Annotated in this window: 13 protein-coding genes; 5 read left to right on the top strand and 8 right to left on the bottom strand. The window is 72.0% G+C overall.

What is annotated here, in order from left to right; genetic code table 11:
• Positions 1–136 precede the first annotated feature (136 nt).
• Positions 137–1,300, top strand: a complete 1,164-nt coding sequence (locus tag ACKUU6_RS18950; RefSeq protein ID WP_407989768.1) for a sensor histidine kinase — start codon at positions 137–139, stop codon at positions 1,298–1,300.
• Between the two features lie 77 nt (positions 1,301–1,377).
• On the opposite strand, the gene ACKUU6_RS18945 is transcribed toward ACKUU6_RS18950, so the two are convergent.
• Entirely contained in the window at positions 1,378–2,502 is a 1,125-nt protein-coding gene (locus tag ACKUU6_RS18945) for a S1C family serine protease (protein ID WP_407989767.1), read from the bottom strand.
• Positions 2,503–2,655: 153 nt separating this feature from the next.
• On the opposite strand from ACKUU6_RS18945, the gene galE reads away from it, so the two are divergent.
• Positions 2,656–3,618 (top strand): UDP-glucose 4-epimerase GalE, encoded by a 963-nt coding sequence (gene galE, locus ACKUU6_RS18940; RefSeq protein ID WP_407989766.1) that lies wholly within the window; start codon positions 2,656–2,658, stop codon positions 3,616–3,618.
• A gap of 70 nt (positions 3,619–3,688) precedes the next feature.
• Here the strand turns inward: galE and ACKUU6_RS18935 are convergent, their stop codons facing one another.
• Complete coding sequence (locus ACKUU6_RS18935; protein WP_407989765.1) at positions 3,689–5,926, bottom strand: serine/threonine-protein kinase; 2,238 nt, start codon at positions 5,924–5,926, stop codon at positions 3,689–3,691.
• Positions 5,927–6,276: 350 nt separating this feature from the next.
• Here ACKUU6_RS18935 and ACKUU6_RS18930 point away from each other — a divergent pair, with 350 nt between their 5' ends.
• Positions 6,277–6,918, top strand: coding sequence for a TetR family transcriptional regulator (locus tag ACKUU6_RS18930; protein ID WP_407989764.1), 642 nt, complete (start codon positions 6,277–6,279; stop codon positions 6,916–6,918).
• A 166-nt stretch (positions 6,919–7,084) separates the two neighbouring features.
• Here ACKUU6_RS18930 and ACKUU6_RS18925 read toward each other — a convergent pair whose 3' ends face one another.
• The 6 genes from ACKUU6_RS18925 to ACKUU6_RS18900 all read right to left on the bottom strand — a co-directional run bounded on the left by ACKUU6_RS18925 (position 7,085) and on the right by ACKUU6_RS18900 (position 12,629).
• A complete protein-coding gene (locus tag ACKUU6_RS18925) occupies positions 7,085–8,029 on the bottom strand; it encodes a beta-ketoacyl-ACP synthase III (protein WP_407989763.1) in 945 nt (314 codons plus the stop codon).
• A gap of 129 nt (positions 8,030–8,158) precedes the next feature.
• Entirely contained in the window at positions 8,159–9,070 is a 912-nt protein-coding gene (locus tag ACKUU6_RS18920) for a L,D-transpeptidase family protein (RefSeq protein ID WP_407989762.1), read from the bottom strand.
• A 142-nt stretch (positions 9,071–9,212) separates the two neighbouring features.
• Entirely contained in the window at positions 9,213–10,376 is a 1,164-nt protein-coding gene (mqnE, locus tag ACKUU6_RS18915; RefSeq protein WP_407989761.1) for an aminofutalosine synthase MqnE, read from the bottom strand.
• Between the two features lie 51 nt (positions 10,377–10,427).
• Positions 10,428–11,390 carry a threonine ammonia-lyase gene (locus ACKUU6_RS18910; protein WP_407989760.1) on the bottom strand — a complete coding sequence of 321 codons (963 nt, stop codon included), beginning with the start codon at positions 11,388–11,390 and terminating at the stop codon, positions 10,428–10,430.
• Between the two features lie 6 nt (positions 11,391–11,396).
• Complete coding sequence (locus ACKUU6_RS18905) at positions 11,397–11,858, bottom strand: Lrp/AsnC family transcriptional regulator (protein ID WP_057231532.1); 462 nt, start codon at positions 11,856–11,858, stop codon at positions 11,397–11,399.
• Positions 11,859–11,978: 120 nt separating this feature from the next.
• Entirely contained in the window at positions 11,979–12,629 is a 651-nt protein-coding gene (locus ACKUU6_RS18900; protein WP_407989759.1) for a UbiX family flavin prenyltransferase, read from the bottom strand.
• 101 nt (positions 12,630–12,730) lie between these two features.
• On the opposite strand from ACKUU6_RS18900, the gene ACKUU6_RS18895 reads away from it, so the two are divergent.
• Complete coding sequence (locus ACKUU6_RS18895) at positions 12,731–13,471, top strand: cyclase family protein (protein WP_407989758.1); 741 nt, start codon at positions 12,731–12,733, stop codon at positions 13,469–13,471.
• Positions 13,472–13,606: 135 nt separating this feature from the next.
• Positions 13,607–13,894 (top strand): chaplin, encoded by a 288-nt coding sequence (locus ACKUU6_RS18890; RefSeq protein ID WP_407989757.1) that lies wholly within the window; start codon positions 13,607–13,609, stop codon positions 13,892–13,894.
• Positions 13,895–14,006: the final 112 nt, after the last annotated feature.

The following is a 14,006-nucleotide window of genomic DNA, read 5'->3' as shown; positions in this document are numbered from 1 at the left end:
CCCCTTACCCCCTGCCCGACCCGTAAGACACGGGGTGGTGGGGATATCCCCACCCCCGGAATGCCAACTGCCCCCATGTCCAGGGCCGTCCCGAACCGCGATGCTGGCCGCAGAGGTTCTACGAGAGGCTTGGTGCATGATGAAGGAGACCCCGGACCGTCCCCCGCTCTACGGGGCGAAGCTCTGGCGCCAGGTACAGCACCTGTTGCTCAACCTGCCGCTCGGGGTGGCCGGATTCATCTTCACGGTCACGCTGTTGAGCGTCGGCCTCGCGCTCGCCGTGACGGTGGTCGGCCTGCCGCTGCTGGCCGCCGGGCTGACCGGCTGCCGCGCGTTCGGCCAGTTCGCCCGTGGGCGCTGCGCTTCGGCGCTCGGCCTCGAGATCTCCGGGGCGCCGAAGATGAAGGCCACCCGTCCGGGTACCGCCGGCCGCGTCTCGGCCGCCCTGACGGATGCGCTGAGCTGGCGTTCGGCGCTCTACGCGGTGCTGCTGCTGCCCTGGGGCATCATCAGTTTCGCCCTCACCCTGGTACTGCTGGTGGTCGGCTGGCCCGCCCTGCCGTGGGCGGCCCGCTTCCTCTCCACCGTGGACCGGATCCTGGTGGACAGCCTGCTCAGCCCCAGCCCACTCTCCGAGCGGATCCGCGAACTGGAGGACGACCGGGGCGCGGTGGTCGACACCGCCGCCGCAGACCTGCGCCGGATCGAGCGCGACCTGCACGACGGCGCGCAGGCCCGGCTGGTGGCGCTGGCGATGGACCTGGGCCTGGCCAAGGAGAAGCTCACCGAGACCTCCGACCCGAAGAGCGTCGTGGCGGCCGCCGAGATGGTCGGCGCCGCCCACGGCGAGGTGAAGCTCGCCCTCCAGGAGCTGCGCGACCTGGCCAGGGGCATCCACCCGGCGGTCCTGACGGACCGTGGGCTGGACGCCGCGCTCTCCGCGATCGCCGCCCGCTGCACCGTCCCCGGCGGCGTCACCGTCCGCGTCGACCTGCCGGGCCGGCCGGACTCCGCCGTGGAGGGCATCGCCTACTTCACCGTCAGCGAGCTGCTCACCAACATCTCCAAGCACGCCGGCGCCAGGACCGCCGCGGTGGAGGTCTGGCAGGCCGCCGACCGACTGATGCTCCGGATCGAGGACGACGGGAAGGGCGGCGCGGCCTCCTACCCCGGCAGCGGCCTGGCCGGCCTGACCGAGCGGATCGGCGCGGTGGACGGCCTCCTACTGGTCGACAGCCCCGCCGGCGGCCCGACCGCCGTCACCGTCGAGCTCCCCTGGCGGACCAGGGTGTCGCGCTGACGGTACGACAGCACCGGGCCCGGCGGGCCGCCCCCCTTGCGCGGTGGGCGGCCCGCCGGGCCCGGTCGTCTCTGGACCTACAGACTGCCGAGGGTGACCTCGGCAGTCCTGGCCGCGCCCTCGCGTTCGTAGGTGACGGTGACCTTGGCACCGGGCTGGAGCGCGGCCAGGGCGGTGGTCAGGCTGTTCAGCGTGGTGACGGCGGTGTCGCCGACCTTGGTGATCACGTCACCGGGCTGGAGGCCGGCAGCGTCCGCCGGGCCGCCCGGGGTGACCGACACGATCACCGCGCCGGCGGGCTGGAAGTCGGCGTTGAAGGAGGTACGGGCGGAGATGCCGAGCGCGGCCCGGCCGGAGTTGCCGACCTTGCCGTCCTTGATCAGCTGGTCGGCGATGTTGGTGATGGTGGCGGCCGGGATGGCGAAGCCGATGCCGGGAGCGGCACCGCCGTTCATCTCCGGGTCGGTGGCCGCCAGGGTGTTGATGCCGATCACCTGGCTGGAGAGGTTGACCAGCGCGCCGCCGCTGTTGCCCGGATTGATCGCGGCCGAGGTCTGCACCATGTTGCCGATGGTGGCGCCCGGCGAGTTGCCGCCATTCGGCTCGGAGACCGTCCGGCCGGTGGCCGAGACGATGCCCTGCGTCACGCTGGAGGAGAGCCCGAGCGGGCTGCCCATCGCCAGCGTGATCTGGCCGACCTCCACCTTGCCGGAGTCACCGAAGGAGGCCGGCTTGAGGCCGCCAGGCGGACTGTCCAGCTTGATCACCGCGAGGTCGGACTCCGGGAAGCTGCCGACCAGGGTCGCCTGCAGCGCCTTGCCGCTGTTGGCCAGTGTGACGGTGAAGGTCTTGGCGCTGCCGACCACGTGGGCGTTGGTGACGATGTCGCCCTTGGAGTCGTACACGATGCCCGAGCCGAGCCCACTGGGGGTGGTGATCTGCACCACCGAGGGCAGCACGTTGGCGATCACCTTCTGGTAGTCGTCCTGCAGCTGGTTGCCGCTGGACCGCGCCGGGGCGGAGGGGCTGCCGGACGTACTCGCCGAGGGGGAGGAGGACGCGGTGGTGGAGGAGGAACCGCTGCTGCAGCCGGTGGCCAGGGCGCCCGCCAGCACCAGGGCCGCCCCCGGAAGCAGCAGGCGAGGCCCGGTCGGCCGGGGACCCGTCGGGATGGGGCGGGTGGGTTCCTTCTTGGGGTGCACCTGAGCTTCCTCCGGGTTCCGTACGCAGACAGCATTGGGCAGCATTGCACCGATATGTCCGTTTCCCTGGAAGCGACGCGCCATCACCGCCCGGCCCGGGGTCGAACCGTTCGCTCGTCCGGTCGTATCTCGCCGCGGCATAGGATTTCGGCCATGACCTGGTTGATCACCGGCGGAGCCGGCTACATCGGCGGACATGTCGTGCACCAGCTGGTGGCGGCGGACCGGCCGGTGGTCGTCGTCGACGACCTCAGCAGCGGCTCCCCCGACCGGCTCCCGGACGGCGTCCCCCTGGTCGTCGGCTCCACTCTCGACCGGGCGCTTCTGGACACGGTGATCCGCGAGCACGGGATCACCGGCGTGGTGCACATCGCCGCCAAGAAGCAGGTCGGCGAATCGGTCGCCGAGCCCCTGCTCTACTACAGGGAGAACCTCACCGGCCTGCAGAACGTGCTGGAGGCCGCCGTCGCGGGCGGGGTCCGCAACGTGGTGTTCTCCTCCTCCGCCGCGGTCTACGGCATGCCCGACGTGGAGCTGGTCACCGAGGCCACCCCGTGCGCCCCGATCAACCCGTACGGCGAGACCAAGCTCGCCGGCGAGTGGCTGGTCAACTCCGTCGGCCGCGCCCACGGCCTCCGCACCGTCTCGCTCCGCTACTTCAACGTGGCCGGCACCTCGTCACCCCACCTGGCCGACGACGGCGTCTCCAACCTGGTCCCGATGGCCTTCCAGCGACTGACCGACGGTCAGCCCCCGCTGATCTTCGGCGACGACTACGACACCCCGGACGGCACCTGCGTCCGCGACTACATCCACGTCGCCGACATCGCCGCCGCCCACGTGGCCGCCGTCCACCGCCTGGACGCCGCCACCGGACCGGTCTCGCTCGCCCTCAACATCGGCCGTGGCGAAGGCGTCTCGGTCGCCGAGATGCTCGCCGTGATCGCCCGCGTCACCGGCAACCCCGCCGTCCCTCAGGTCACCCCCCGCCGTCCCGGCGACCCCGCCCGCGTGGTGGCCGCCGCGGACCTCGCCCACCGCGAGCTGGACTGGCGCGCCCGCTACGACCTCGACGCCATGGTCACCTCGGCCTGGGCAGCCTGGCAGCTGCGCTGAGCTCGCCCGTCCCGCCGTGGGCCGGGGCTGCGGCGGGTGCTGACCCGCGCGCCCCGCACAAGGTGACCGGTCAGCTCGGCACCGCCGTGCCGTAGAAGGCGTCGAGGGCGTAGATGCAGCGGTCCTTGCTGCCGACGAAGACCCGGCCGCCGACAGCCACCGGGGAGCCGGTGAGTTCGCCCTTGGTGCCGAGCTCCCAGCGGAGCTGACCGGTGGTCAGGTCGAGGGTGTGGAGGGAGTGGTCCCGGCTGCCCAGGTGGACCAGGCCGTCCGCGACGGCCGGGGAACCGACGAGTTCGCCGCGGGCGCTGTAGCGCCAGCGCTCCCGCCCGGAGCCGGTGTCGAAGGCGTGCAGGGTGTCCCCGGCGCCGACCAGCACGGTGCCGCCCGCCACGACCACGGGTTCGGCGCCCTGCCGGCTGCCGGTCCGGGCGCGCCAGCGGTCCCGCCCGGTCGCGGCGTCCAGCGAGTAGACCGTCCCGAGGTAGTCCGCGACGTACACCGCCCCGCCGTCGAGCGCGGGCGGGGTGAAGAGCACCACCGCCGCCTCGAAGCGCCACCGCTCCACCCCGGTCGCGGCGTCCAGGGCGTGCACCCGGGTGCCGGAGGTCAGGTAGAGCGTCCCGCCCATCTCGACCGGCCGGGACGGCACCTCCTCGCCGACCTGGAAGGCCCACCGCAGCCGCCCGCCGCGCGGGTCGACGCAGCGCAGCCGTCCGCCGCCGTAGTAGTACGCCGCTCCGGCCACCAGCGCGGGTCCGGACTGCGGGTTCTCGTAGTCCTGCTGGGCGTCGTCGGCCCGCCAGAGTTCGGCGCCGCTGGCAGCGGAACGGAGCTGGACGCCACCGCCCCTGATGCCGCAGCAGAGGACGCCGTCGGCGGCGTCCAGCGAGTAGATCCAGCCGTCCAGCGAGTTGCGCCAGCGCTCGGTGCCGTCGGCCACGTCCACGGTGTAGAGGTGCGGCCCGTCGGCGGCGTGCACCCGTCCGGCGTCCACGGCGAGGGCCCAGGCCACGTCCCTGGTCTTGTAGCGGCGCTGCCCGGAGCCGATGTCCAGGGCGTGCACCTCGAAGCTGGAGACGAACAGCGTGCCCCCGGCCACCACCGGCGTTCCCCAGACGTCGTTGGACATCCGGAACCGCCACGGCCGCCAGCGGGACGCGGGCGGGGCGGCCGGGACGGCCCGCCGGACCCAGTCCGTGCCGGGTGCGGCGGCCCCGGTCGGGACGGCGGCCTCCGCACGCGGCCCGGGCCCTATCGGCACGGCGGCGCCCGCCAGCCGGATCTCACCGGCGGCCGGGGCCCGGCGGCCGGCGATCTTCTCGGTGGCCACCGAGGCGGGCCCCGGGACGCGCTCCGGCGCAGGCGCCGGCGGCTGCGGAGGCACTGGCGGCAGCACCGGCGGCGGCTGGGTGGACCGCCGACTGCGCTTGCGCTCGATCAGGTCCAGCGCGTTGGGCGGCAGCCAGTCCCCCGCCTCGCCGGCCGCGTCGTCCCGGGAGAACAGGTGCGGGGCCAGCTCCGCCTGGATCTGGGCGGGCGTCGGCCGGCTCCCGGGATCGGGCCGCATGCAGGCCCGGACCAGGTCGGCCAGCTCGACCGGCAGACCGGACAGGTCGGCCTGGTCGCGGAGCAGTTGGAAGACCGTCTCGACCGGATTGGCCCCCCGGTAGGGCGCGTGTCCGGTGGCGCAGAAGACCAGCAGCGAGCCGAGCGAGTACACGTCACTGGCGCCCGTCACACTGCGGCTGTCCTTGGCCTGTTCCGGCGACATGTACGCGGGGGTGCCGACCGCGACGTTGGTCATGGTGAGGCGGGAGTTGGAGACCCCGGCGGCGATCCCGAAGTCGATCACCCGGGGGCCGTCCTCGACCACCAGCACGTTGGACGGCTTGAGGTCGCGGTGCACCAACCCGGCCGCGTGGATGGACTGCAGGGCCTCGGCGATGCCCGCGATCAGCCAACGGACGGCGTCCACCGGGAGCGGCCCGCAGTGTCCGATCAGCTCCTCCAACGAGGGCGCTGGTACGTACGCGGTGGCCAGCCACGGCACCGGGGCGTCCGGATCGGCCTCCACCACGGCGGCGGTGTAGAAACCGCCCACCGTCTTGGCCGCCGCGATCTCCCGGGCGAACCTGACCCGGAACAGCTCGTCCTCCGCCAACTCCCCCCGGACGGTCTTGATCGCGACCCGTCGGCCGGACGCGGAGCGCGCCAGGTAGACCAGGCCCATCCCGCCCGCACCGAGCCGCCCGAGCACCTCGAAGGGCCCGATCCGCCTCGGATCGTGCGCTGAAAGCTGGTCCACTCCGCTGCCACCTCCCCGTCCTGCGGCCACCCCGTCGGGGTGCGCCGCCCCCGATTCTCCAATGCCCGCCCCGCCTGATCCAATCTCCCCCGCCGCCCGGCGAATCGGTGCTACTCGGTGGCGACCCCGTACCGGAACTGACGGACCGACGGTCCACCGCCCGAGTCGTCACTCTGCGCGACCCGACCATCCCTCAGCCGACACCCCGTCACGCTGGGGCTCCGTCAGAACACGGGGGGGCATCGTTCCCCGGCACGACAGCTGAATATCCGTCGGCTGATCACACCCCGGCTGGAGTAATAGTCACATCACCGAATCGCGCCAAGATCTTGCCACGGTAAGCTGACGGCATGACAGGACAAGTTCGCACCGTCGACGGTCGCGTCGCCGGGCGACGCGGACAGGAGACGCGGCAGAAGCTGCTCGACTGCCTCCGCGAGATGCTCAGCACGTCGCCTTACCGGGACGTCAAGGTCATCGACGTCGCCCGTATGGCGGGTACCTCCCCCGCGACCTTCTACCAGTACTTCCCGGATGTCGAGGGCGCCGTCCTCGAAATCGCCGAGGAAATGGCCGAGGACAGCGTGGAGCTCAAGCAGCTCCTCGATGGAAAGTCCTGGGTGGGAAAGACCGGCTTCACCACGTCGGAAGACCTGGTGGACGGATTTCTCACCTTCTGGCGCAAGAACGATGCCATTCTCCGAGTGGTCACTCTCGGTGCAGCCGAAGGGGACAAGCGGTTCTTCAAGATCCGCATGAAGGTCCTCAACTCGGTGGCCGGGCCGCTCGCCGAAGCCATCAAGGCCAACCAGGCCAAGACCGACAAGTCGGTCGATCCGGCCGCTCTCTCCGGGTCCCTGGTCTCGCTCCTCGCCTCGGCGGCGGAGCATTCCAAGGCCTTCACCGCCTGGGGCGTGAAGGTCAAGGACCTCAAACCCAACCTCGCCCTCCAGGTCTACCTGGGCGTGACGGGCAAGAAGCCGCCCAAGTAGTCCATCCCGTCCACCCGCGTGCTCCGTCCCGGTTTCCTGTCCGGGGCGCGTCGGACGGCGGCCGTGTCCTCGGGGGAGGTTCGCCGACGTTGACCGCGCAGCACGCACAGACCCCGAAGGGGCGGCCCACCCGGGCCGCCCCTTCTCTCTGCACGTGCTCAGCCGGTCACGGGCAGCGGACGACCTGCCCCGCGTACGCGAGCCCGCCGCCGAAGCCGAAGAGGAGCACCGGGTCCCCGGTCCGCAGCTCCCCCCGCTCGACCAGCTTGCTCAGCGCCAGCGGGATCGAGGCGGCGGAGGTGTTGCCCGACTCCACCACGTCGCGGGCGACCACCGCGTCCTCGGCCAGCCCGAGCTTGCCCGCGATCGCGTCGATGATCCGCAGGTTGGCCTGGTGCGCGACGAAGCCCCGCAGTTCGGACGGCTCGATCCCGGCCTTCCGGCAGGTCTCCCGGGCCAGCGGGGCGAGCTTGGTGGTGGCCCAGCGGAACACGGTCTGGCCCTGCTGACTGATCGTCGGGTCCCAGCCGGTGATCACCACGGCGTCGCCCTTGTCGGGCTCGGAGCCCCAGAGCACCGGACCGATCCCGGACTGCTCGTCGGGAACCGCCTCCACCACTGCGGCGCCGGCCCCGTCCGCGAAGATCACGCAGGTGGTCCGGTCGCTCCAGTCGATGGTGTCGGACATCCGCTCGGCGCCGATCACCAGCGCGCGGGTGGCCGAACCGGCCCGGATCGCGTGGTCGGCGGTGGCGAGCGCGTACGAGAAGCCGGAGCAGACGGTGTTGATGTCGTACGCGGCGGGCGAGCGGACGCCCAGCCGCGCGGCGACCGCGGCGGCGGTGTTGGGGCTGCGTTCGACGGCGGTGCAGGTGGCGACCACCACCAGGTCGATCTGCTCGGGCAGCAGGCCGCTGTTGGCGAGCGCCTTCTGGGCCGCCTCGGTGGCCATGTCGACCAGGGTCTCGTCCTCCGCGAGGTGCCGGGTCCTGATGCCGACCCGGGAGCGGATCCACTCGTCGTCGGTGTCGACCAGCAGGGCGAGGTCGTCGTTGGAGAGGACCTTCGGCGGCTGGAAGTGGCCGAGCGACACGATACGGGAGGCGGTCATACCGCCACTCAACAGCGTTACCGACGGGTCCGTGGGTGACGCCCTGGTACAAGGTCCGAGGTCCGAAGCTGTAGGGGCCGGACAACACCCCTTGCGCCGTCTGCCCTCCGGACCGGCCCCGAGGGAGCGTCAGGCGGCCAGCGAGGCGGCGTCACCCATCACGATCATCGGCTTGGCCGCCGGGTCGAGCGCCTTGATCAGTTCGATCATCTGCGCCTCCGGCAGCGAGACGCAGCCGTGGGTGGGGCCTCCGTGGTCGACGTGCAGCCAGATGCCGGTGCCCTTGGCGACACCGTCGGGGTACTTGGTGCTGAGCGGCGAGGTGCCCGCCACCCGGTTGTAGTTGATCGCCACCACGTAGTCGAAGGAGCCGGCCAGCGGTTCGCCGTTGAAGCCGTCGCCGTCGATCGCGAAGGCGTTGTCCCGGTCGTACGGGAGCCTGCTGCCCGGGTCGGCCTTGCGGCCGCCCGCGTCGGTCAGCGCGTAGAGGCCGATCGGGCTCCGCAGGTCGCCCTGGTGGTGGTCGGTGGTCCAGCCCTTGTACGCGTTGTGGCCCGCCCAGGCCGCGCCGGGCTTCCAGCGGTTGTCGGCGGTCCTGGTCCAGAGCGTGACGCCGGTCTCCGAGGCGTTCACGTCCTTGCCGGTGGCGACCACCAGCTGCCGGGTGTCGGCGGGTATCTGGGCGGTGAACTTGGGACCGAGGCCGGGGATCACCGCCACGCTGCCGTCGCTCCGGTCGGAGCGGTCGGCGGCGGGCTGCTCGGTCCGCTGGCCGGCCTGGGCGGCGACCGGGTCCGGGACGGCCGACGAGGCGTCGGGCAGCCGGTCGGGCATCCCGGCGGCGGTGACCTCGGTGCCGGAGCGGCCGGGACCGACGGTGAACCAGCCCGAGACGGCGGCCAGCAGCATCGCCGTACTGCCCATCAGGGCGCGGCCACCACGCTTCTTCTTCGCCTTCCGGCGGTGCCCACGGGGCCTGCTCGCCACCTCAGCGGGCAGGTCGGCCCGGCTGCGGGGTTTGGCACGATGGGAACCGGACATACGGACGATCCTTCCAAAGCCGTGGGCCGGAACGGAACCCCTGGCGTGTGGTGAGCCTGTGAGCATACGCGCACCCGGCACTGCCTGACACGACAACGCCCTCCGAGCCGGTTCGCTCTCGGAGGGCGTTGTGACGCAGTCGTCAGAGACGCATCGCCTGCGGGGTCTCCCGGCGACCGAGGTCCGGGCCCTCGTACTCGCGGATGATCTCGTACCGGGTGTTCCGCTCCACCGGGCGGAAGCCGGCGTCGCGGATCAGGTCGAGCAGGTCGTCGCGGCCCAACTTGTTCGGCGTGCCGAAGTTGTCCGCGTCGTGGGTGATCTTGTACTCGACCACCGACCCGTCCATGTCGTCCGCGCCGTGGCTGAGCGCCAGCTGGGCGGTGGTGACGCCGTGCATCACCCAGAAGACCTTGACGTGCGGGACGTTGTCGAAGAGCAGCCGGGAGACCGCGAAGGTCTTCAGCGCCTCGGCGCCGGTGGCCATCTCCGTTCGGGCCTGCAGCTTGTTGCGGATGACCCCGTCCTTGGAGTCGTGGAAGTCGTGCTGGTAGCGCAGCGGGATGAAGACCTGGAAACCGCCGGTCTCGTCCTGGAGCTCACGCAGCCGGAGCACGTGGTCGACCCGGTGGCGGGGCTCCTCGATGTGGCCGTAGAGCATGGTCGAGGGGGTCTTGAGACCCTTCTCGTGCGCCAGACGGTGGATGCGCGACCAGTCCTCCCAGTGGGTCTCGTGGTCGACGATGTGCTGGCGGACCTCCCAGTCGAAGATCTCCGCGCCGCCGCCGGTGAGCGACTCGAGACCGGCGTCGATCAGCTCGTCCAGGATCTCGCTCGCCGTCAGACCGCTGATCCGCTCGAACCAGTGGATCTCGGTGGCGGTGAACGCCTTCAGCGAGACGTTCGGCAGGGCCGCCTTCAACTCCCGCAGGCTGCGCGGGTAGTAACGCCACGGCAGGGTCGGGTGCAGGCCGTTGACGATGTGCAGCTCGGTCAGCGAGTCGACCTCCATCGCCTTCGCCAGCCGGACGGCCTCCTCGATCCGCATGGTGTACGCGTCCTTCTCGCCCGGCTTGCGCTGGAACGAGCAGTACGCGCAGGAGGCGGCGCAGACGTTGGTCATGTTGAGGTGACGGTTGACGTTGAAGTGGACCACGTCGCCGTTCTTCTCGGTCCGCACGTGGTGCGCCAGACCGCCGAGCCAGGCCAGGTCGTCGCTCTCGTACAGCGCGATCCCGTCCTCGCGGGTCAGCCGCTCGCCCGCGTAGACCTTCGCCTCCAGCTCACGCTTCAGCCCTGCGTCCATGCGGTGACCTGCCTCCTCGTGCCGTGAGAATTGACCTCGCCGAGCCTACGCCTATACCGACAGCAGCTCCGCGAGCAGGCTCGGATCGATGTTCCCACCGCTGACGACGGCGCCGAACACCCGCCCCTCCAGCTCGGCGGCGTGGTGGAAGTACGCCGCCGCCGCGACCGCGCCGGACGGCTCGGCGACCAGCCGGCCGCGCCGGGCCAGCAGCGCCACGGTGTCCTTGATCTCCTGCTCGGAGACGGTGACGATGTCGTCCACGTACGCCTGGATGTGATCGAACGGGAGCACCCCGACGCTCGGCGTGCGCAGCCCGTCGGCGATGGTCCGGTACGTGTCCTCGGTGGACCAGACCGCCCGCTCGCCGGCCCGGAAACCGGCCTGGGCGTCGGCGGCCAGCTCGGGTTCGACGCCGATCACCCGCACCCCGGGGCAGGCCAGCTTGAGCGCCGCCGCGGTGCCGCTGATCAGGCCGCCGCCGCTGACCGGGACCAACACGGTGTCCAGCTCGTCGGGGGCGTCCTCGGCGATCTCCAGGCCGACCGTGCCCTGGCCCGCGATGATGTACGGGTCGTCGTACGGCGGCACCCAGACGTAGCCGTGCCGCTCGGCCAGCTCAGCGGGCAGGGTGTCCCGCTCGCCGGGGCCGACCAGAATCACCTCGGCGCCGAAGGCCCGGGTGTTGTCGACCTTGACGGCGGGTGAGACGTCGGGCATCACGATGACGGCCTTGATGCCGAGCAGCCCGGCCGCGTACGCCACGGCCTGCGCGTGGTTACCGCTGGACTGCGCGACCACGCCGCGGGCGCGCTCGGCCCCGGACAGCGCGGCCAGCCGGTTGTACGCCCCGCGGATCTTGAACGCGCCGGTCGGCTGGAGGCTCTCCGGCTTGAGCCAGAGCGCCCGCTCCCCCTGCACCGCCCACGGGCAGGGCAGCAACGGTGTCCGGACCGCCACCCCGGCGATCCGCTGCTGCGCCGCGCGCAGCTCCTCCAGCCCGATCAAGGCCATGGTCCGCTACTCCCCTGGTTCCAACGGCAGTTCACTGACGCGGTTCTCCCACTTGGTGGAGAGCACCACGGTGGTCCTGGTCCGGGCGACGCCCTTGGTGCCGGAGAGCCGCTTGACCACCGACTCCAGGCCCTCGACATCCGAGACCCGGACCTTGAGCATGTACGAGTCGTCGCCCGCGATGAACCAGCAGTCCTCGACCTCGCCGAGGTCCTTCAGCCGGTGCGCCACGTCCTCGTGGTCGGCGGCGTCGGTGAGCTGGAGGCCGATCAGGGCGGTGACGCCGAAGCCCAGCGAGGCCGGGTTGACGGTGGCGCGGTAGCCGGTGATCACCCCGGCCTGCTCCAGCCGGTTGATCCGGTCCGTCACGCTCGGGCCCGACAGGCCGACCAGGCGGCCCAGTTCGGCGTAGGACGCGCGGCCGTTCTCCCGGAGCGCCTGGATGAGCTGTCTGTCCACCGTGTCCATGTATCCGCCCGCGTCCTTCCGAACCTCTCCAGACCCACAGATCATTATCCGGATTCGAAGGTGTCACACCTGAATCGACCCGGATATCGCAATGAACATACCGTCCCCGGGCCGCTCAGCTCACGCGACCTTCCCCCCGTCGCCCAACTCGCCTGCCCACCGCCGGTACAGCCCGTGCGGCACACCCACCGCGTCGAGCACCCGACCGGCCACGAAGTCCACCAGCTCACGGGCGGTGGAGCCGCCGGCGTAGAAGCCCGGCGCGGCCGGCAGCACCACGGCGCCCTGCGCGTCCAGCTCGACCAGGTGCTTCAACGTCACCCCGTTGAGCGGGGTCTCCCGCAGGCAGACCACCAGCGGGCGACGCTCCTTGAGGGTGACGCCGGCGGCCCGCTGGATCAGGTCCTTGCTCAGCCCGAGCGCGATGCCGGCCACCGCCCCCGTGGTGGCCGGCACCACCAGCATCCCCTTGGCCGGGTACGAGCCGCTGGACGGTCCGGCCGCGAAGTCCCCGGCCGGCCAGTACCTGACGCCGTCCAGCTGGTCGGTGCCCAGCCACTCGGCCAGGTCGTCCCGCCAGTGCGCGTCCCGGAACGAGATGCCGGTCTCGTCCAGGATGGTCAGCCGGGCGGCCCGGCTGACCACCAGGTCGACCGTCTCACCGGCCGTCAGCAGCGCCCGGATCACCGAGGCGGCGTACGGGGTGCCGGACGCCCCGGTGACTCCGACCACCCAGGGCTGACGTGGCGCCTGCTGCTGATCACTGCTCATACCGGGCACGATAGTCCGGCCGGCGGGACACCGGCCGCGCGGCCTGGGGCGACCGGCCGGAGCGGGTGCCGCGACGGGAGCGGACGGGCCAGGATGGAGGCATGCCGCCGACGCTGATCGACCTCACCCATCCGGTCACCACCGGGATGCCGGTCTACCCCGGTGACCCGGCCGTGGCACTGCGCCCCGCGCTGACCACCGCCGCCGACGGGGTCAACGTGCTCTCGCTGCACCTGGGTTCGCAGTCCGGCACGCACGTGGACGCGCCGTACCACGTGGACGTCACCTGGCCCACCCTGGACGGGCTGCCGCTCGACCTGTTCACCGGCCGCGCCGTACTGGCCGACCTGCGGGACCTGCCGCCGCGCACCGGGGTGACGGCGGCGCGGCTCGGCCCCGCGCTGGCCGCCCTGACGCCCGGCGCCGTCCTGCTGCTGGCCACCGGGTGGCACCGGTACTGGGCCACCGACCACTACTACGCGCACCCCTGGCTCACCCCCGGCGCCGCCGAGGCGATCGCCGCCGCCGGGGTGCGGAGCGTGGGCGTGGACGCGCTGAGCATCGACCCCACCCCCGACCCCGGCCCGGCCGACCCGGCGGTGGCCGCCCTGCTCGCCGCCCTGACCGACGAGCACGACCCCGCCCCGGACGCCCCCACACTGGCCGCCCACCGGGCGCTGCTGGGCAGCCCGGGCGGCGCCGTGCTGTGCGAGAACCTGGCCGACCTGACGCCGCTGCTCGACGCCTCGGCCGCCGGTCTCGCCGTCACCGTCTCCTTCTTCCCGCTCCGCCTCACCGCAGCCGACGGCGCACCGGTCCGGGCGGTCGCCCGACTGGGGTAGCCACCGGCGGCCCGCCTCCCGGGTCGTCCACTTGCCCCAGTCGAACGGGCGTCAGGTGTGATTCCGATCTGTCGACCGGGTGATCGGGGCCGGTCGAGCGGCTCACCGGGGCGAGAACGGGATACTCCTTCCGCCATGAACCGAACCAAGAAGTTCGCGGCGACCGTCGGCCTCGGCCTCGCTCTCGCCCTCAGCAGCGCCGCACCGGCCCTGGCGGAGTGCGGGGAGCAAGAGGCGGTCCAGCAGCACGAGAACTACGTCCCCCACCACGGGGTCGAGCACGGGAACGGCACCACCTGCATCAACACCGGCGGGGCCAGTGCCTCCGCGGTGGTGGTCGGATCGCCGGGCGTACTGTCCGGGAACAACATCCAGATCCCGATCAGCATCCCGATCAACATCTGCGGCAACTCCATCGGCTGACAGACGCCCCCCGTACGCCTCGGATCGAGGGCCGTCCTCCGGGCCGACCGGCCCACGGCCCTCGATCTGCCCATGTTGGTCTAGACCATCATTCGGCCGCGGCGCTAGGCTC

The sequence above is a fragment of the Kitasatospora sp. CMC57 genome, from assembly GCF_045866025.2.
Classification (GTDB): domain Bacteria; phylum Actinomycetota; class Actinomycetes; order Streptomycetales; family Streptomycetaceae; genus Kitasatospora.
The sequence above is the reverse complement of the archived record's forward strand: the minus strand, read 5'-3'. Positions and strand labels throughout refer to the sequence as shown.